This window comes from Pararoseomonas sp. SCSIO 73927 (genome assembly GCF_037040815.1).
In the GTDB taxonomy this organism is placed as follows: domain Bacteria; phylum Pseudomonadota; class Alphaproteobacteria; order Acetobacterales; family Acetobacteraceae; genus Roseomonas.
Genome location: NZ_CP146232.1, coordinates 2388866 through 2405670, shown reverse-complemented (window position 1 = coordinate 2405670; position 16805 = coordinate 2388866). Strand labels below are relative to the sequence as shown.

Annotated in this window: 18 protein-coding genes; 13 read left to right on the top strand and 5 right to left on the bottom strand. The window is 72.6% G+C overall.

Features of this window, described 5'->3' with window-relative positions; all coding sequences use genetic code 11:
• Window positions 1-77 precede the first annotated feature (77 nt).
• A complete protein-coding gene (gene tsaB, locus VQH23_RS11345; RefSeq protein ID WP_338665749.1) occupies window positions 78-722 on the top strand; it encodes a tRNA (adenosine(37)-N6)-threonylcarbamoyltransferase complex dimerization subunit type 1 TsaB in 645 nt (214 codons plus the stop codon).
• Complete coding sequence (locus VQH23_RS11340) at window positions 719-1165, top strand: GNAT family N-acetyltransferase (RefSeq protein ID WP_338665748.1); 447 nt, start codon at window positions 719-721, stop codon at window positions 1163-1165. The genes tsaB and VQH23_RS11340 overlap by 4 nt, the downstream gene beginning before the upstream one ends.
• Window positions 1166-1462: 297 nt before the next feature.
• Here the strand turns inward: VQH23_RS11340 and VQH23_RS11335 are convergent, their stop codons facing one another.
• Window positions 1463-1735 (bottom strand): sulfurtransferase TusA family protein, encoded by a 273-nt coding sequence (locus tag VQH23_RS11335; RefSeq protein ID WP_338665747.1) that lies wholly within the window; start codon window positions 1733-1735, stop codon window positions 1463-1465.
• A 131-nt stretch (window positions 1736-1866) separates the two neighbouring features.
• Between VQH23_RS11335 and VQH23_RS11330 the strand changes: the two genes are divergently transcribed.
• From VQH23_RS11330 to VQH23_RS11320, 3 genes are all read left to right on the top strand, one after another.
• Window positions 1867-2322: a MucR family transcriptional regulator gene (locus VQH23_RS11330; protein ID WP_338665746.1), complete on the top strand. Its 456-nt coding sequence runs from the start codon at window positions 1867-1869 to the stop codon at window positions 2320-2322.
• Between the two features lie 97 nt (window positions 2323-2419).
• The gene (locus VQH23_RS11325) at window positions 2420-2932 is read left to right on the top strand and encodes a transcriptional repressor (RefSeq protein ID WP_338665745.1); all 513 of its coding nucleotides are present in this window, start codon (window positions 2420-2422) and stop codon (window positions 2930-2932) included.
• On the top strand, window positions 2929-3738 hold the full coding sequence (locus tag VQH23_RS11320; RefSeq protein ID WP_338665744.1) for a GNAT family N-acyltransferase: 810 nt from the start codon (window positions 2929-2931) through the stop codon (window positions 3736-3738). Before VQH23_RS11325 ends, VQH23_RS11320 begins: the two co-directional genes overlap by 4 nt.
• Window positions 3739-3789: 51 nt before the next feature.
• Here VQH23_RS11320 and ggt read toward each other — a convergent pair whose 3' ends face one another.
• Genes ggt through VQH23_RS11305 form a run of 3 tightly spaced genes read right to left on the bottom strand, consistent with a single transcriptional unit; the run spans window position 3790 to window position 7866 of the window.
• Window positions 3790-5400 carry a gamma-glutamyltransferase gene (gene ggt / locus VQH23_RS11315; RefSeq protein ID WP_338665743.1) on the bottom strand — a complete coding sequence of 537 codons (1611 nt, stop codon included), beginning with the start codon at window positions 5398-5400 and terminating at the stop codon, window positions 3790-3792.
• Between the two features lies 1 nt (window position 5401).
• Window positions 5402-6253 carry an alpha/beta hydrolase gene (locus VQH23_RS11310; RefSeq protein WP_338665742.1) on the bottom strand — a complete coding sequence of 284 codons (852 nt, stop codon included), beginning with the start codon at window positions 6251-6253 and terminating at the stop codon, window positions 5402-5404.
• A 5-nt stretch (window positions 6254-6258) separates the two neighbouring features.
• On the bottom strand, window positions 6259-7866 hold the full coding sequence (locus VQH23_RS11305) for an ABC transporter substrate-binding protein (RefSeq protein ID WP_338665741.1): 1608 nt from the start codon (window positions 7864-7866) through the stop codon (window positions 6259-6261).
• A gap of 151 nt (window positions 7867-8017) precedes the next feature.
• On the opposite strand from VQH23_RS11305, the gene VQH23_RS11300 reads away from it, so the two are divergent.
• The 7 genes from VQH23_RS11300 to VQH23_RS11270 all read left to right on the top strand — a co-directional run bounded on the left by VQH23_RS11300 (window position 8018) and on the right by VQH23_RS11270 (window position 15394).
• On the top strand, window positions 8018-8947 hold the full coding sequence (locus tag VQH23_RS11300) for a lysophospholipid acyltransferase family protein (RefSeq protein WP_338665740.1): 930 nt from the start codon (window positions 8018-8020) through the stop codon (window positions 8945-8947).
• 156 nt (window positions 8948-9103) lie between these two features.
• Window positions 9104-10534, top strand: a complete 1431-nt coding sequence (miaB, locus tag VQH23_RS11295) for a tRNA (N6-isopentenyl adenosine(37)-C2)-methylthiotransferase MiaB (protein WP_338665739.1) — start codon at window positions 9104-9106, stop codon at window positions 10532-10534.
• Window positions 10535-10539: 5 nt separating this feature from the next.
• On the top strand, window positions 10540-11616 hold the full coding sequence (locus tag VQH23_RS11290) for a PhoH family protein (protein ID WP_338666091.1): 1077 nt from the start codon (window positions 10540-10542) through the stop codon (window positions 11614-11616).
• A gap of 136 nt (window positions 11617-11752) precedes the next feature.
• Complete coding sequence (ybeY, locus tag VQH23_RS11285) at window positions 11753-12196, top strand: rRNA maturation RNase YbeY (RefSeq protein ID WP_338665738.1); 444 nt, start codon at window positions 11753-11755, stop codon at window positions 12194-12196.
• A gap of 10 nt (window positions 12197-12206) precedes the next feature.
• On the top strand, window positions 12207-13190 hold the full coding sequence (locus VQH23_RS11280; RefSeq protein WP_338665737.1) for a hemolysin family protein: 984 nt from the start codon (window positions 12207-12209) through the stop codon (window positions 13188-13190).
• 10 nt (window positions 13191-13200) lie between these two features.
• Complete coding sequence (lnt, locus tag VQH23_RS11275) at window positions 13201-14787, top strand: apolipoprotein N-acyltransferase (protein ID WP_338665736.1); 1587 nt, start codon at window positions 13201-13203, stop codon at window positions 14785-14787.
• Between the two features lie 151 nt (window positions 14788-14938).
• Window positions 14939-15394, top strand: a complete 456-nt coding sequence (locus tag VQH23_RS11270) for a helix-turn-helix transcriptional regulator (protein ID WP_338665735.1) — start codon at window positions 14939-14941, stop codon at window positions 15392-15394.
• 85 nt (window positions 15395-15479) lie between these two features.
• On the opposite strand, the gene VQH23_RS11265 is transcribed toward VQH23_RS11270, so the two are convergent.
• The gene (locus tag VQH23_RS11265) at window positions 15480-16001 is read right to left on the bottom strand and encodes a DUF2244 domain-containing protein (protein WP_338665734.1); all 522 of its coding nucleotides are present in this window, start codon (window positions 15999-16001) and stop codon (window positions 15480-15482) included.
• Window positions 16002-16165: 164 nt separating this feature from the next.
• Between VQH23_RS11265 and nth the strand changes: the two genes are divergently transcribed.
• Window positions 16166-16786, top strand: a complete 621-nt coding sequence (gene nth, locus VQH23_RS11260; RefSeq protein WP_338666090.1) for an endonuclease III — start codon at window positions 16166-16168, stop codon at window positions 16784-16786.
• The last annotated feature ends 19 nt before the right edge of the window (window positions 16787-16805 follow it).

Here is a 16805-nt window from a genome sequence, read left to right as displayed (position 1 = left end):
TAGATCCGGCAGCGCACGGCATGGCCCGGGTGCCGTCGTCCTGGCACATTCGCGCGGAAGGGGAGAAGGGGAAGGCGATGCAACTCCTGGCACTGGACGCGGCGCTGTCCTGCGCCTCCGCGGCGCTGTGGCGGGACGGCGCGGTGCTGGCGGAAGCGTCGCGAGAGGGATCACGTGGCCAGCCGGCCGCCCTGCCCGCCCTGGCGGACTCGGTCCTGCGCGAGGGGGGGAATGTGCGGCCGGACGCGGTAGCGGTCTCCATCGGCCCCGGCGGCTTCACGGGGCTGCGGGCCGCGATCGCCCTCGGCCGCGGCCTGGCCGATGGCTGGGGCGTACCCCTGCTGGGGGTAACGACCGGCGAAGCCCTGGCCGCCGCCCTGCCCGCGCACCGGACGGAGGGCCGCACCCCCTGGTCGGTCACGCTCGCCGGCCGCGGCGGCCTGGTGCTGGAGCGACCGGACGAGGCACCGGCCCTGCTGGAGGAGGCGGCCCTTCCCGTGCCGCCCGGCCCCGTGGTGCTGATGGGGGATGCCGCGCCCCAGGCGGCCGCCCGCCTGCTGGCGCGCGGCGCGAACGCCCTCCTCTCCGAAGCGCGGCTGCCCCAGGCGCGCCACGTGGCCGCCGCCGCCGCCCGCCGCCTCTCCGAGGGCTCCCCGCCCCGTCCGGCAGCCCCCCTCTACGCCGAGCCCCTGGCCCTGCGCCCGCCGGGCCCGGTGGGGTGACGAACGCCCCCCCGCCTCTCCGGCCGGCCGGGGAGGCCGACATCCCCGTCATGGCCGCCCTGCACGCGGCCGCCTTTCCACCCGCCGAGCGCTGGGGGGGCACCGCCCTCACGGCCATGCTGCGGCTGCAGGGCGGCTTCGGCCTTCTGGCCGGGGAGAGCGGCTTTGTCCTGGCCCGCGCCGTCGCGGGGGAAGCGGAGATCCTCACCCTCGCCGTCCATCCCGGCACCCGACGGCAGGGGCTGGGCGCCCGGCTGCTGGAGGCGGCGGTCGCGGAGGCCGCTCGGCGCGGCGCCGCGGCGCTCTTCCTGGAAGTCTCGGAGAGGAACGGCCCCGCCCGCGCCCTCTATGCCCGGGCCGGGGCGACCGAGGTGGGGCGGCGTCGGCGCTACTACGCGGACGGCACGGACGCGCTGGTGCTGCGGATCGGGCCGGAGAATTGATTCTGGCGGACCGTTGCCCCGGTCCTGCGCGTCCGGTCTGTCCCGGGGAGAGGAAGAAGGAATTCTTCCTCTCCCCGGCCCCCTCTCCATCATCTTCTTCTGGGCTTTGGATTGGCTCGGCTGGCGGTGCGCCTCGGGTCCACGACCCGAGGCGACTGCGAGGGTAGGATCACGCCCTTGAAGCGGCGGCCCCGCGTCAGGACGGCGCGGCGGCAGCGGGAGGGGGATCCAAGGGCCTCAGGCCCTTGGCGGGGGTTCAGGGGGCGGAGCCCCTTGGCTCCGGACGGGGCAAGCTGTTCACCCGCCCTTCCGGATCCAGAGCCGGGCGGTGCCGTCCGTCTCCTCCTCCAGCCCGAGCACGGCATGGCCCTGCTCGGTCGCAGTGCGCGGCACGTTGCGCCGCGGCTCCTCGCCGCGCAGCGTTACCAGCAGCACCTCGCCGGCCGCCATGCGGTCCAGTGCCAGACGGGTGCGGACGAAGGTCATGGGGCAGGTGTCGCGGGTGATGTCGATCCGGCAAGTCTCGGCAGGCATGTCCGCCCCCTCCGTCGCGGTGATTTCTTTGCTCATGGTCGCTGCTTTCAACTCTTCTCTGTCAACGGCATGGAAAAGAAGGTAAATCCTCTCGCGAATCGGGGGCTCTGCTAGTCCCGGCTTTTTAGAACGGATGCGCGCATCCGGCAGAACTCGGGGAAGGCGTTATGGCGGACACCACGGCGGCGGCGCGGGAGAGTGCGGAGGGGACCGTCCTCGGGCTGACGGCGCAGATCGTGGCGGCCCACGTCTCGAACAACCCCGTGCCGGTGGCCGAACTCTCCGGCCTCATCGAGAACGTCCACCGCACGCTTTCCGGCCTCGGCCGCCCCGCCGAGGTGGTCCCGGCCACCCGGCCGGAGCCGGCGGTGGCCGTGAAGAAGAGCATCACGCCCGAGTACCTGGTGTGCCTTGAGGACGGCAAGAAGCTGAAGATGCTGAAGCGCCACCTCAAGACCGCCTACAACATGACCCCCGAGCAGTACCGGGAGCGCTGGGGCCTGCCGCAGGACTACCCCATGGTGGCGCCTGCCTACGCCTCGCACCGCTCCTCGCTCGCCAAGAAGATCGGGCTCGGCACGCGCCCGCGCAGCGTCCGGCGCGGCCGCGGCGCGAAGGAATAGGGGCCGGCCCGCGGAACGGCGGCGCGGGCGGCCCTGAGGGCGGGTTTGGCGCCGGGGCCATCGGCGGGGTAGTAGTCTCCGCCCGAACGGGATGACCATGGACCACGCCACGCACACCCACGCCAAGGCACCGCACGGCAAGGGCGCCGACCCCACGCGGATCGAGCGCCTCTGCATCGAGCGGGGCCTGAAGATGACCGGCCAGCGCCGGCTGATCGCCCGCGTCCTCTCCGAGGCCGAGGACCACCCGGACGTGGAGGAGCTCTACCGCCGCGCCATCGCCCTCGACAGCAAGGTCTCCATCGCCACCGTGTACCGCACGGTGCGCCTGCTGGAGGAGAAGGGCATCCTGGAGCGGCGGGACTTCGGCGGCGGGCGATCGCGCTACGACCCGGCCGACCGCGGCCACCACCACCACCTGATCGACGTGGACACCGGCACGGTCATCGAGTTCGAGGACGAGGAGTTCGAGCGGCTGGTGGAGGGGATCGCCGCCCGCTACGGCTTCACCCTCGTGCAGCAGCGGCTGGAGCTCTTTGGCAAGAAGGCCGACGCCGCCCCGGATGCCAGGCGCCGCCCCGGCCCGCCACTGAAGAAGGACGGGGAATGACCGAGCCGGATCCCGGCTTCGGGGAGATCCGCAGCGGCAGCCTCGGCGTTCGGATCGCCGAGAGCGCGGCGGAGGTCAGGGCGGCCCAGGCGCTGCGCTGGCGCGTCTTCTACGAGGAGATGGGCGCCCAGCCCGACGCCGCCACCGCCGCCAGCCGGCTGGACGCCGACGCCTACGACCCCGTGGCCGACCACCTGCTGGTGCTGGACCATGACAGGGGCGAGGGCGCGGCCGCCGTGGTGGGCACCTACCGCCTCATCCGCCGCCCCGCCGCCGCCCGGGTGGGGGATTTCTACTCCGCCGGGGAGTACGACCTGACGCCGATCCGCACCCTTGGCGACGGGCTGCTGGAGCTCGGCCGCTCCTGCGTCGACGAGGGCTACCGCACCCGCGGCACCCTCCAGCTCCTCTGGCAGGGCATCGCCGCCTACATCTTCCAGCACCGCATCTCCCTCATGTTCGGCTGCGCATCCCTGCCCGGCACGGACCCGGACGCGATGGCGGCCGACCTCACCTATCTCCACGCCTATCACCTGGCCCCGCCGGCGCTTCGGCCCCGCGCCCTGCCGGAGCTCTACGTGCGGATGGACCGGATGGACCCCGCGGGCTTCGACCCCAAGCGCGTGCTGGCGGAGCTGCCGCCCCTGGTGAAGGGCTACCTGCGCCTCGGCGGCTTCGTGGGCGACGGCGCGGTGGTGGACCGGCAGTTCAACACCACCGATGTGTGCGTGCTGGTGAAGACCGAGCTCGTCACGGCCAAGTACCTCAAGCACTACGAGCGCAAAATCGTCGGGACGGGGGAATAAACCCCCGCCTCGCCCACGCCTCGCCCACGTCGCTGGGGGGGGCCGCGGGCCCTACCCCGCCCGCAGCGCCATCCCGTCCCGCTGCGGGTCCGCCCCGCCCTCCAGCACTCCGTCCCCGCGTGCCTGGATCCCGTGCAGGGCCGCGAAGGCGTAGCTCATCGGGCTGCGCTTGATGTCGTAGCCCATCCCCGCCAGCGCCTCCGTCACGTCCCGCCGCACGCGATTGGACACGTCGATGGAATCGGACACGGCCACGACCCGCGGCGCCGCCACGGCGTCCGACATGGACATGCCGAAGTCCAGCACGTTGCTGATGCCCTGCGCGACCGCGGGCGCGATGTAGCTGCCCCCCGGCGCCCCGATCACGATCCGCGGCCGGTCCCCCTGGAACACGATCGTCGGCGCGGAGGAGGAGGCGCGGCGCTTGCCCGGCGCGATGGAGCCCGCCCGCCCCGGCCGCGGGTCGAAGCGGCTCATCGAGCCGTTATACATGAACCCCAGCCCCTCCGTGATCGCGCCCGACGGGCTGCCGAGGGTGTGCGTCATCGTCACGCAGTTCCCCGCCCCGTCCACCACGGAGACGTGGGTGGTGTCGCGCTCCGTTTTCCGCTCCAGCCGCGTCACCCGCAGCCTGTCGCCGCGCCGGATTCCCTCCGCCACCTCTGCCGTGTAGTCGTGCGAGAGGAGTTTTTCCGTCGGCACCGGCACGAAGGCCGGGTCCGACATGTTCCGGTCCTTGTCGATCGTCATGCGCTTCATGGCCTCGGCCAGAATCCGCACGTGCTCCACCCCGCCATGGGTCAGCCCACCCATGTTGAAGTGCTCGAGGATGTGCAGGACCTGGAGCATGGCGAAGCCGCTGCTCGGCGGCGGATTGGTCGCGATGCGGTGGCCGCGGTAGGCGCCCCAGATCGGGTCGGCCAGCGAGGTGCGGTAGGCCCGAAGGTCCTCCATGCCGATCAGCCCGCCCTGCGCCTTGAAGTCGGCGGCGATCTCCTCCGCCATCGCCCCGGTGTAGAACAGCTCAGGCCCGCCCTCGGCCAGCCGCTCCAGGCTGCGGGCCATGTCCGGGTTGTCGATGATGTCGCCCTGGCGCTTCAGGGTCCCGTCCTCGCGGAAGTAGACGCGCCGCCCCGTCGCGGTCATCCGCAGCTTGTCGATCGTGTTCACCTGCCCGCTGGCGGACTGGTCCTGGCTCCAGAACCAGTGCACGTGCGGCCGCACCATCCACCCCTGCCGCGCCTGCGCGATGGCGGGTTGGAACACGTCCCGCCACTCCATCGTGCCCCAGAGCCGCAGCGCCTCCGCATAGCCCGCCACGTTCCCCGGCGTGCAGACCGCCAGGTGCCCCGCCTCGCTGATCCCGCCCTCCAGCAGGAAGGCGAAGCCGTCGCGGGACTGGCCCACCAGCTTCGATTCCCACATGTCCGGCGTCGCGGCCAGCGGCGCGCGGGAGAAGAACTCCAGCACCTTGTGCACGCCGCGCCTGGGCAGGAAGACCTGCATGGAGCCGAAGCCGCCGATGCCCACCATCTGCGGATCGACCACGCCCTGCACCAGCCCGCAGGCGATGGCGGCGTCCACCGCGTTCCCGCCGCGCTCCAGCACCCGCGCACCCGCCTCCACCGCCTCCGGCTGCGGCGCCACGATCATTCCGGCCATGTCAGGCGCCCCGCTTCTGCTTCAGCAGCCCCGCCAGGAAATCCTGCACTCGGTCGATCACCAGCATCCGGCTGTGCGACACGCCCGGCACGAGGTCGAAGCGAACCTTCACCCCCGCCGCCTCGAAGGACCTCCGCAGGGCGTCCATCCGCTCCGGCCGGGTGCGGCCGGCGTCGTTGGCGCCCTCCATCCAGTAGGTGCCGCCGGGCTTGTGGGTGATCTCCCAGGTCTCCAGGTCGGCGTCGCCCACCAGCATCTGCACGGGCACCTCCGCCAGCGCCTCGCGGTCGAAGGCGATCCCGAACACCTTCTCGAGGTTCCGGATCCCCACCCACCAGTCCCGGTCCGCGTCCAGCAGCGTCACGGAGCCGGAAGCCCCGATGCAGGCCGCCCACAACTTCTTCGGGTGCAGGATCGCGAAGCGGTGCGTGAAGTGCCCGCCGCCGGAGAAGCCGAACATCGCGAACCGGTCCCACTGGCGGCCGTACTTCGCTGCCACCTCCTCCACCATGCCGAGCAGCACCCGGTCGTACCGGATGTCGCCCTCCTGCATGTACTTGTACCCGCTGCGCGCCCCGTCCCCGAGCGGCCCGATCGGGAAGACGGGGCACAGGATCACGCAGTCCTGCCACCGCCCGAACTCCGCGAACCCGTCCCGGAAGTCGAGGAAGGAGGTGCGCGACGTGCCGTGCACGCAGACCACGAGCTCCGTCTCCGGCCCGATCTGCGGCGGGACATAAAGACAGTAGTGGAAGCGCGGATCGACCTTCGCGGCGTACATCGCCGTCTTGCCGACATCGTAGGTGGCGCGCAGCAGCCTCGCCTGGCTGTCTTCGGTCGCGGTGCTGGACACGGTGCTCAGGATTCCCTCGTGACGCCGGTGGCGAGCGTGTACTGGTCGGCGCGGGTGACGTAGCCGATGCCCTTCTTCGCGGCCCAGACCGAGACCTCGTGGTGCAGCGGGATCAGCGCCACGTCGCGGAAGGCGATGCCGCTCGCCTCCGCCAGCAGGGCGTTGCGCCCCGCATCGTCCATGGTCCGCAGCGCTTCCTTCAGCCGCCGGTCCACCTCCGGGTTGGAGTAGCGGCCCCCGTTGCTGATCCCCAGCCCGGCCGCCCTGTCCTCCGTGGCGACGAGGGCGGACATCGGGTTGCTCGTCTCCCCCGTGTTCACCCCCCAGGCGCCGAGATGGCAGGAATCCACCGTTCGCTGGCTGTTCCGCCCGGCATAGGTGGACCAGGGCATCGTCTCCGCCCGGCACTCGATCCCGATGCGCGTGAACATCTGCGCCACGGCCTGCACGATCTTCGCGTCGTTGATGTAGCGGTCGTTCGGGCCGGAGACGGTCAGCCGGAAGCCCCGCGGGTATCCCGCCTCCGCCAGCAGGGCGCGCGCGCGGTTCGGATCGAAGGCCGGCACCTCCAGCGCGGGGTCCGTCCCCGGCCCGCCCTTCGGCAGGAACTGGGACGCGGCCACCGCCTGCCCCTCCATCGTGCGCTCCACGATAGCCTGCCGGTTGATCGCCAGCGACAGCGCCTGCCGCACCCGCAGGTCCTTGAACGGGTTCCGCTCCAGCGGCCTGCCGTCCAGTCCCGTGACGAAGGGCGAGACCTCGTTCACCTGGTCCAGCGCGAGATAGACGAAGCGCGAGGAGATGCCGCTGATCGCGTGCAGCCGCGAATCCGCCCTCACCCGCTCGGTGTTGCCCGAGGCCACCGCCTCGATGATATCGAGGTCCCCCGCCAGCAGCGCCGCCAGCCGCGCGGCGTCGTCGGTGACGACCCGCAGCTCCACCCGCGCCCAGGGCGTCGCCCCGCCCCACCACGAAGCATTCCTCTCCAGCACGATCCGGTTGCCCGGCACGTACTCCCGCAGCGCGTAGGGCCCGGTGCCGATCACGGCGCGGCCGGCGTTGAACTCCGCGCTCGATGCCCCCGCCAGCGCCGCCCGGATGATCCGCACCCGCCCGATGGAGTTCAGCAGCAGCGGGTCCGGCGCCCGCGTCTCCACCAGCAGCGTGCGAGGGTCGGGTGCGGACATGGCGCTGATGCTGCGGGTGTAGGTGCGGAAGGAGGCGGCGCTCGGAATATCCGTCGCCCGCCGGATGGAGGCGATGGCGTCCTCGGCCGTGAAGGGCGATCCGTCCGAAAAGCGCGCCTCCCGCAGGCGGAAGGTCCAGTGCGTGTCGTCCTGCCGCGTCCAGGACTCGGCGAGGCCTGGCTGGGAGCGGGAGGCGTGGTCGTTCACGGTCAGGCTGTCGAACAGGTGGGTCGCCACCGCGTTGTTCGGCGCGTTGCTCAGCAGGTGCGGGTCCAGCGTCGTGTTCGGCGCGGCCATGCCGATCCGCAGCGTCCCCCCCTGCCCCGGGGCTCCCCCCTGCGCCCTCGCCGTCCCCAGCCAGCCCGGCGCCACCGGGGCGGCCCCGGCCCCCAGGGCCAGGCCGAGAAGGTCCCGTCGCTGCATCATGGTCCGGCCTCCGTCCGAGAGGCCGGGAGCCTAGAACCCTTCCCGCAGCCATGGAAATCGGCGCGGCGCGCGGAAAACATGACGCCTCCGTCACGCCGCCTTCACGGGCCTGACATGGACGTGCCCTCGTCCCCGCGCTAACCCCGCTGGCATGGACGCCGCCACCCGCGACCCGGCCGAGGCCCTGGCCGCCCCCAGCCGTCTGCGCCGCCGCGCGCCCCTGCGCTACCGCCGCGCCGTCCCCGGCGGCCGCGTCTTCGACGTGATGGGGGACCGCCCCCTCGGCGGCCGCTTCCGCGCCGTGCGCCGGATCGCCACCGCCGCGATCTGGACCCTTCTCGCCATCCCCGTGCAGGCCGTGCTGCTGGCCCTGCCCGGGCGCGGCAAGATCCGGTTCGCCCGCCTCTACTGGCGCACCGTCGCCTTCCTCCTCGGCGTCCGCATCCAGGTGGTGGGGGAGCGGCGCGGCGCCCCGCGCACCCTCTACCTCGGCAACCACTCCTCCTGGCTCGACATCGTCGTCCTCGGCGCCACGCTGGACGCCGCCTTCGTCTCGAAGGCGGAGGTGGGGCGCTGGCCGCTGATCGGCCTCGTCGCCCGCCTCGGCCGCACCGTCTTCGTCTCCCGCTCCCGCGGCCGCACGGGGGACGAGGCGAAGGAGATGCGGGACCGGCTGGCGGGCGGGGGCAGCCTCGTCCTCTTCCCCGAGGGCACCTCCTCGGACGGCACGCGGGTCCTGCCCTTCCGCACCTCCTTCCTCGCGGTGGCGGAGGCGGCGGCGCAGATCCAGCCCCTCTCCGTCGGCTACGACCGCCTCGGCGGGCTACCGGCCTGCCGGCGGGACCGGCCGATCTTCGCCTGGTACGGTGACATGTCCATCGGCCCGCACGCCTGGAACCTCCTTCGCCACGCCGGGCTGCGCGCCACCGTGCTGCTGCACGAGCCCGTGGAGCCCGGCCCGGCCCCCAACCGCAAGGCCCTTTCCGCCGCCATGGAGGCGACGGTGGCGGAAGGCGCGGCGATCCTTCGCCAGAACCGCGCCCCGGCGCCCCTCGCCGCCCGCTGGCCCATCTCCGCTTGACCGGAATCCAGCGGATCCGCGAGGCTCCGGCCATGGACGCGCGCCCCATGCCGCGCCGGGACTTTTCTTGACCTGGAAGGCCCCGCGCCGCACATCCCCCGCCTCCGGGGCACCTTGCCTATGCAAGGGCCCGGGAACGGAAGGGTCTTTTCCAGCATGAGCAGTTCCGCCGGCCCGGCTCGGCCCAATACCCGCAAGCTCCTGATCCGCACCTGGGGCTGCCAGATGAACGTCTACGACAGCGGACGGATGGCCGACATCCTGGCCCCCCTGGGCTACGCGCCGACCGAGAGCGCGGAGGAGGCCGACATGGTCATCCTCAACACCTGCCACATCCGGGAGAAGGCGAGCGAGAAGGTCTTCTCCGACCTCGGCCGCCTGCGCCTGACGAAGAACGAGCGGCAGGCCGAGGGCAAGGACACCATCATCGCGGTGGCCGGCTGCGTCGCCCAGGCCGAGGGCGCGGAGATCACCGCCCGCGCGCCCTGGGTGGACATCGTGCTCGGCCCCCAGACCTATCACCGCCTGCCGGAGATGGTGGCCCGCGCCAGTCGCGCGGCCGGTGCCGTGATCGAGACGGACTTCCCGGCGGAGGCCAAGTTCGACCACCTGCCGGAGGCCCGCGCGCCCCAGGGCCCCGTCGCCTTCCTCACCATCCAGGAGGGCTGCGACAAGTTCTGCTCCTTCTGCGTGGTGCCCTACACCCGCGGCGCCGAGTTCTCCCGCCCCGCCGCCGCCATCCTGGCGGAGGCCCGCCAGCTCGCGGCGAACGGCGCGCGCGAGATCGCCCTCCTCGGGCAGAACGTGAACGCCTGGGCCGGGGAGGCCCCGCGGACCGTGTCGGGGGCGCCCCCGGGGGAGTCTCCCGTCGGCAACACCCATGAAGGCACCTGGGGCCTCGCCCGCCTGCTGCGCGAACTCGCCGAAATCCCCGGCGTTGCCCGTCTGCGCTACACGACGAGCCACCCGCGCGACATGGATGACAACCTCATCGCCGCCCACGGCGAGATCCCGTCCCTGATGCCCTACCTGCACCTTCCCGTGCAGAGCGGATCGGACCGGGTGCTGGCCGCGATGAACCGTGGCCACAAGGCGGACCTCTACCTCCGCCTCGCCGACCGGCTGCGGGAGGCGCGGCCGGACCTCGCCCTGACCTCGGACTTCATCGTCGGCCATCCCGGCGAGACGGCGCGCGACTTCGAGGACACGATGCGCCTCGTGGAGCGCGTGGGCTTCGCCGGCGCCTACTCCTTCAAGTACTCCGCGCGCCCCGGCACCCCCGCCGCCGGCCAGCCCTTCCCCGTGCCGGAGGCGGAGAAGGACTCCCGCCTCCAGGCGCTCCAGGCCCTGCTGCGGCAGCAGCAGGACGGTTTCAACCGCGCCTGCGTCGGGCGCGTGGTCGATGTGCTCGTCACAGGCACCGGGCGCCACCCCGGCCAGGTGGCGGGCCGCTCCCCGTGGCTCCAGCCGGTTCATGCAACCGGTTCGGCCCCGGTGGGTGCCGTGGTCCCGATGCAATTGCGGGCCGCGCACCCCAACTCCCTCTCCGCAACAATGGTGCTGCCCGAGGAGTCCGCCGCCGCTTGACCCAGATCGCCGCCCCCGCCGGGGGGATCACCCTCCGGTCCGATCCCGCCGCCCTGCGCCCCGGCTTCCGGCCGGACACGCAGCGGACCGTGACCCTGAACTTCGACGACAACGCGCTGTTGCCGATGCTCTACGGGGAACACGATCGCCACCTGGCGCGGATCGAGCAGCGGCTGGGTGTCCGCATCGCGTCCCGGGGCGGGCGCGTGACGGTCAGCGGCGGGACGGACGGCACCGGGCTGGCGGAATCGGTGCTGCGCGCCCTGTGGCAGCGCCTTCAGAAAGGAGAGCCGACGGGAATGGCCGATGTGGAGGCCGCGCTGCGCATGGCCGACGGTCCGCAGGAGGACCCGCGCCTGCCGCTGGCCGACATGCCGGCCATCCGCACCCGCAAGGGGGCCATCGCCCCGCGGAGCCGCACCCAGGCCGCCTACATGGACTCGCTCCAGCGGCAGGAGATGGTCTTCGGCGTCGGCCCGGCGGGCACGGGCAAGACCTACCTCGCCGTCGCCCAGGGCGTGGCCCTGCTGATGGCGAACCGGGTGGACCGCATCATCCTCTCCCGCCCCGCGGTGGAGGCGGGGGAGCGGCTGGGCTTCCTGCCCGGTGACATGAAGGAGAAGGTGGACCCCTATCTCCGCCCGCTCTACGACGCGCTGCACGACATGATGCCTGCGGACCAGGTGGCGCGCCGCATCGTCTCCGGCGAGATCGAGATCGCGCCGCTGGCCTTCATGCGCGGCCGCACCCTCGCCCACGCCTATGCCATCCTGGACGAGGCGCAGAACACCACGCCGGCGCAGATGAAGATGTTCCTCACCCGCATGGGCGAGGGCTCGCGCATGGTCGTCACGGGCGACCCCACCCAGGTGGACCTGCCGCCCGGCCAGAAGTCCGGGCTGGTGGAGGCCCTCTCCATCCTCGACGGAGTGGAGGGCATCGGCATCACCCGCTTCGCCGAGGCGGACGTGGTGCGGCACCCCCTGGTCGGGCGCATCGTCTCGGCCTATGGCCGGGCCGAGGCGGCAGGGACCGTGTCCAGCGGGCACAGCAGCCCGGTTCGCGGCAGAACGAGGGAGTAAGGCGGAAGTGGGCAGTCGCCCGCCCGGCGGCGCAGCCGCCGGGCCAGATCATGACGTTCTCGGCGGAGAACCCGCCGGGCTTGAAGATGAGACCCCCGGGGGGTTCTTCCCCGGCCGGGATGATTCCGTCGAGGTGGTGGTCGAGGCCCCCGCCTGGCGGTCCGCCGTGCCGAGGGTGGAGGAGGTGGTGCGCCGCGCCGCCGCCGCCGCCTTCGAGGAGGCCGGCGAGGACGGATCGGCCCCGGGGGGCGTGACCGTGCTCCTCACGGATGACCGCGCGATCAAGCGCCTGAACGGCGACCACCGCGGCAAGGTGAAGCCCACCAACGTGCTCTCCTTCCCCGCGCCCTACCCGGGCATGCCGGGCGACGTCGCCCTGGCCCTGGGCACGGTGCGGCGCGAGGCCCGGGCGGCCGGGCGGAGCGTGATGGCCCATCTCTCCCACCTCGTTGCCCATGGGGTGCTGCACCTGGCGGGGCACGACCACCTGCACGCCGGCGAGGCGCGGCGGATGGAGCGGGCGGAGGCGCGGATCATGCGCCGCCTCGCCCTGCCCAATCCCTGGAGGGGCGTGGCGTGAGTGCCAGACCATGAGTGATCGACAATCGATCGACCGCAAGGGCCTGCTCTGGAAGTTCCAGGGCCTCCTGCTCCGGCGCGAGGCCGAGAGCGTGCGCGACCAGGTGGAGGCGCTGGTCGAGCACGAGGGCGAGGAGGGCGAGGAGCCCGACGCGAACGCGCTGGACGCGAATGAGCGCGTCATCCTCGGCAACGTCCTGAAGCTCCGCAACAAGACCGCCGTGGACGTGATGGTGCCGCGCGCCGACATCATCGGCATGCCCTGCGACCTGACGCTGGACGAGTCCATCCGCCTCATCCAGCGCGAGGGCCATAGCCGCTTTCCCGTCTACAACGGCAACCTCGACGACATCCGGGGCATGGTCCACATCAAGGACGTCTTCGCCGCCGTGGGGCGGGACGAGGAGCCCTTCTCGCTGGACGCGGCGCTGCGCCCCCTCCTCTTCGTCGTGCCGCAGGTGCCCGTGCTGGACCTCCTGCTGCAGATGCGGGAGGCCCGGACCCACATGGCCCTGGTGGTGGACGAGTACGGCGGCATCGACGGGCTGGTGACGATCGAGGACCTCGTCGAGACCATCGTCGGCGACATCTCCGACGAGCATGACGAGGAGGTCCTGCCCCAGGTGGCGGAGCGGCCGGATGGCAGCCTGGACGTGAACGCCCGCATGAAGATCGAGGATTTCGAGGCCCGGATGGGCGGCGAGATCCTGACCCCCGAGGAGCGGCAGCAGGACATCGACACGCTGGGCGGCCTCGTCTTCACCCTTGCCGGCCGGGTGCCGGCGCGCGGCGAACTCGTCTCCCACTCCTCCGGGCTGGAGTTCCGCATCCTGGAGGCGGACCCGCGCCGCATCCGCCGCCTCCGCGTGCGCCGCCCCGCCCCCGCCCCGGCGGCGGACGGCATCGCGGAGGCCGCCGGCGGCCCACCCCTCCTCCTCGAAGCCCCGCGCCCCGGCGCGCCGGGCACCCATCCCACGTCCCGAGCGGCGGAGTAGGCCCAGCCCCGTGCAACGCCTAATCCGATCCCTTCGCGCCCTCTCGGGATGGCGCGCCCTCGCCGCTGCCTTCGGCCTCGGCGCGGCGGCGGCACTCGCCATGCCGCCGGTCTATGCCGTGCCGGTGCTGCTTCTCTCCTTCCCCGGCCTGCTCCTCCTGCTGGAGGGGGCGGGCTCCCGGAAGCGCGCCGCCCTGGTCGGCTGGGCCTTCGGCTGGGGGTATCACGTCGCCGGCCTCTACTGGATCACCCACTCCATCCTGACGGAGGCGGAGCGGCTCTGGTGGTTCGTGCCGCTGGCCGTGCCGCTGCTCGCGCTCTGGATGGGGATCTACACCGTCATCCCCGCAGTGCTGGCCTGGATGGCGCGCCCGGGATGGCCCCGCGCGCTGGTCCTGGCCGGCGGCTGGGTGCTGGCGGAGTTCGTGCGGGGCTGGGCCTTCACGGGCTTTCCCTGGAACCTGCTCGGCACGACCTGGGCCTTCGCCGCCCTGCCCGTGCAGGGCGCCGCCTGGATCGGCACCCACGGCCTCTCCCTCCTTACCGTGATCCTGGCTCTCACCCCGCTGCTCGGGCGCCGCGCCATGGCCGGGGGCGTCGCCACCCTCCTCCTCTTCGCCGGTTTCGGCGCGTGGCGCCTCTCCGGGGAGCGGGCGGCCGACCTGCCCGTCACCCTCGTGCTCGTGCAGGGCAACGTGGCGCAGGAGGCGAAGTGGCGGGCCGAGAGCCGGGTGCCGATCTTCCGCCGCTACCTGGAGCTCGGCCAACAAGGCGCCGCCGAGGCCGCCCGCGTGGCGCCGGGCACCCGACCCGTGATCGTCTGGCCAGAGACGGCCAGCCCCTTCCTGCTGGAGGACGACACGGAGGCGCGCCGCGTGGCCGCCGAGTCCCTGCCCCCCGACGGCCTTCTGCTCGCCGGCACCGTGCGCGGCGAGTGGGGCCCGGATGGGCGGCCGACGAAGCTCTTCAACAGCCTCGTCGCCATCGGCCCCGATGCCCGGATCAGCGCGAGCTACGACAAGTCCCACCTCGTCCCCTTCGGCGAGTACATGCCCCTCGCCGGCCTCATCCCCATCCGGGTGATCCGGGGCGGGGTGGATTTCGGCGCGGGCCCCGGGCCGGTGGCCCTGCCCCTGCCCGGCCTGCCCCCCGTCGGGCCGCTCATCTGCTACGAGGTGATCTTCTCCGGCCGCGTGGTCGGGGCGGAGCGGCCGGGCTGGCTGCTGAACATCACCAACGACGCCTGGTTCGGCATCTCCGCCGGCCCGCACCAGCACCTCGCCACCGCCCGGCTGCGCGCGGTGGAGGAAGGGCTGCCCCTGGCCCGCGCGGCGCAGACCGGGATCTCCGCCAGCTTTGATGCACAAGGGAAATTGATGACGTCGCTGGGACTGGGGCAGACCGGTTACGTGCTCTCGCCTCTCCCCGCCGCGGCCCCGCCTACGCCCTTCGCGCGGCTGGGCCTTGCCATCCCAGCCGTTCTTACCATCCTGACTTTGCTGGCCGGCTGGCTGGGCACCCGGCGCCGTTTCTCCGGTTCGGTGGCAGGCCCCGTTCCTGCCGCGCGGGGCGCCGGAGATGGGAGATCGTCCATTTAATTGGAATTCTCGAAAGAGTTGACATTCAGTAAGTGTGCCCCCAATCTCTTGGGCAGTGTCGCAGGGACGCATCGGCCACGGCGCGAGCCGTTGGCCGTGTCATGGCGTGCAGAATGCGGGCCGCCTGCCTATTGGCGAAGGAGTGGTGCATATGTCGAGTGAGGAGGCGCTGGAGCGCACCGAACGCGGCGAGCATCGCCCCAGCCCGATCGACGTGCATGTGGGCAGCCGCGTCCGTCTGCGCCGTACCCTCCTCGGCATGAGCCAGGAGAAGCTGGGAGAGGCCCTCGGGCTCACCTTCCAGCAGGTGCAGAAGTACGAGCGCGGCGTGAACCGCATCGGCGCCAGCCGACTCTTCGACTTGGCGCGGGTGCTGGACGTGCCCATCGGCTTCTTCTTCGACGACATGCCTGACAGCATGGGCGGCATCGCTTCCGGTTTCCGCTCCCGCCTCGCGGGCTTCGCGGAGACGCAGGAGGGGTTCGAGGATGATACCCTGCACAAGCGAGAGACGCTGGAGCTGGTGCGAGCCTATTACCGGATCACGGAGCCCGCCGTGCGCAAGCGGGTCTTCGACCTGATCAAAAGCCTCGCCCCCACGGACTGAACGGGGCGGGATCGGCAAAACGCCGGGGGCCGGGCCGGGGCAGAACGCCCCGCCCGGCCTTTCTCATATCAGGACCTTTCTCATATCAGGGCCGCAGCTGCGGGTTGTCGAAGACCGGCTCGCGATAGGCCCTCAGCGCCCGGCCCAGCGCCCGCGCCAGGTCCGCCTTGTCCTCCTCGCCCAGGAAGCCGCCGATCTCCACGGAGCGGCCGCGCACCGCCAGCCGCAGCTCGCTCACCCGCCCCGGGCGCGGCGTCAGCACCACCCGTGCCCAGTAGGCGTCCAGCGCCAGCGACCGCCGCCGCCCCCGCCGGTCCGTGCGCTCCACCCGCAGCCGCCCGCCCGAGAGCGTGATCCGCTCCGCCAGCCGGTCGGACCAGCGCCGGTGCGCCCGCAGCAGCCCCACCACCAGCACCACCTCGAGGCCCATGAAGCCCGCCACCGGCCAGGCGCCGAGCGCCCAGAACAGCGCCGTCAGCCCCGCCGAGGCGAGCACGACCAGCCCCACAAGCACCCGCAGCCCCAGCGGCGTGCCGGACTGGTGCGGCGTCGTTACCGCATCGAAGAGGGGCGTCTCGGGCGCCGCCGCGTCCTGGGCGTGGCTCATGCCGGAAAGATAGGGCATCCGGCCGCCGATTTCCCGGGGAATGCACATGGCTTAAGGAAGCCCCCGTGAGCCCCCGCCCCGCCAAGCCCATCCTCCCCCTGCACGGCACCGCCAGCCAGCCCCGCCGCGCCCGTCGCCTCTCCGCCGCCACCGCCGCCCACTTCATCCGCGCCCTCGCCGCCGCCAACCCGGAACCGAGGCCGGAGCTGGACTACGCGGACCCCTTCACCCTCCTCGTCGCCGTCGTCCTCTCCGCCCAGACCACGGACCTCGCGGTGAACAAGGTCACCCGCACCCTCTTCGCGGAGGCGCCCGGCGCGGCCGCCATGGCCGCCCTCGGCGCCGAGGGGGTGGCCCGCCACATCCGCAGCATCGGCCTCTGGCAGGCCAAGGCGAAGAACGTCGCCGCCCTCTCCGGGATCCTCGTGGAGCGGTACGCCGGCCGCGTCCCCGAGGACCGCGAGGCCCTGGAAGCCCTGCCCGGCGTCGGCCGCAAGACCGCGAACGTCGTCCTCAACGTCGCCTTCGGCCAGGACACCATGGCCGTGGACACCCACATCTTCCGCCTGGGCAACCGCACCGGCCTCGCCCCCGGCGACACCCCACGCGCAGTGGAGGACGGCCTGGTGAAGCGCTGCCCGCCCGAGCTCCTGCGCGACGCGCACCACTGGCTGATCCTGCACGGGCGCTACGTCTGCAAGGCGCGGCGGCCGGAGTGCTGGCACTGCGTGGCGCGGGACTTCTGCAACTACCCGGACAAGGTGGCGGGGCCGACCGCCGGGTGACGGTGCCGGGCGGCCTCAG

Bases quoted from the DNA above. Each gene is read 5' to 3' on its own strand.
- VQH23_RS11270 (WP_338665735.1), top strand. From the start codon at position 14,939: ATGTCGAGTGAGGAGGCGCTGGAGCGCACCGAACGCGGCGAGCATCGC.
- VQH23_RS11320 (WP_338665744.1), top strand. From the start codon at position 2,929: ATGACCGAGCCGGATCCCGGCTTCGGGGAGATCCGCAGCGGCAGCCTC.
- VQH23_RS11325 (WP_338665745.1), top strand. From the start codon at position 2,420: ATGGACCACGCCACGCACACCCACGCCAAGGCACCGCACGGCAAGGGC.
- VQH23_RS11335 (WP_338665747.1), bottom strand. From the start codon at position 1,735: ATGAGCAAAGAAATCACCGCGACGGAGGGGGCGGACATGCCTGCCGAG.
- VQH23_RS11280 (WP_338665737.1), top strand. From the start codon at position 12,207: ATGAGTGATCGACAATCGATCGACCGCAAGGGCCTGCTCTGGAAGTTC.
- VQH23_RS11330 (WP_338665746.1), top strand. From the start codon at position 1,867: ATGGCGGACACCACGGCGGCGGCGCGGGAGAGTGCGGAGGGGACCGTC.
- miaB (WP_338665739.1), top strand. From the start codon at position 9,104: ATGAGCAGTTCCGCCGGCCCGGCTCGGCCCAATACCCGCAAGCTCCTG.
- VQH23_RS11305 (WP_338665741.1), bottom strand. From the start codon at position 7,866: ATGATGCAGCGACGGGACCTTCTCGGCCTGGCCCTGGGGGCCGGGGCC.
- VQH23_RS11265 (WP_338665734.1), bottom strand. From the start codon at position 16,001: ATGAGCCACGCCCAGGACGCGGCGGCGCCCGAGACGCCCCTCTTCGAT.
- ggt (WP_338665743.1), bottom strand. From the start codon at position 5,400: ATGGCCGGAATGATCGTGGCGCCGCAGCCGGAGGCGGTGGAGGCGGGT.
- VQH23_RS11300 (WP_338665740.1), top strand. From the start codon at position 8,018: ATGGACGCCGCCACCCGCGACCCGGCCGAGGCCCTGGCCGCCCCCAGC.
- tsaB (WP_338665749.1), top strand. From the start codon at position 78: ATGCAACTCCTGGCACTGGACGCGGCGCTGTCCTGCGCCTCCGCGGCG.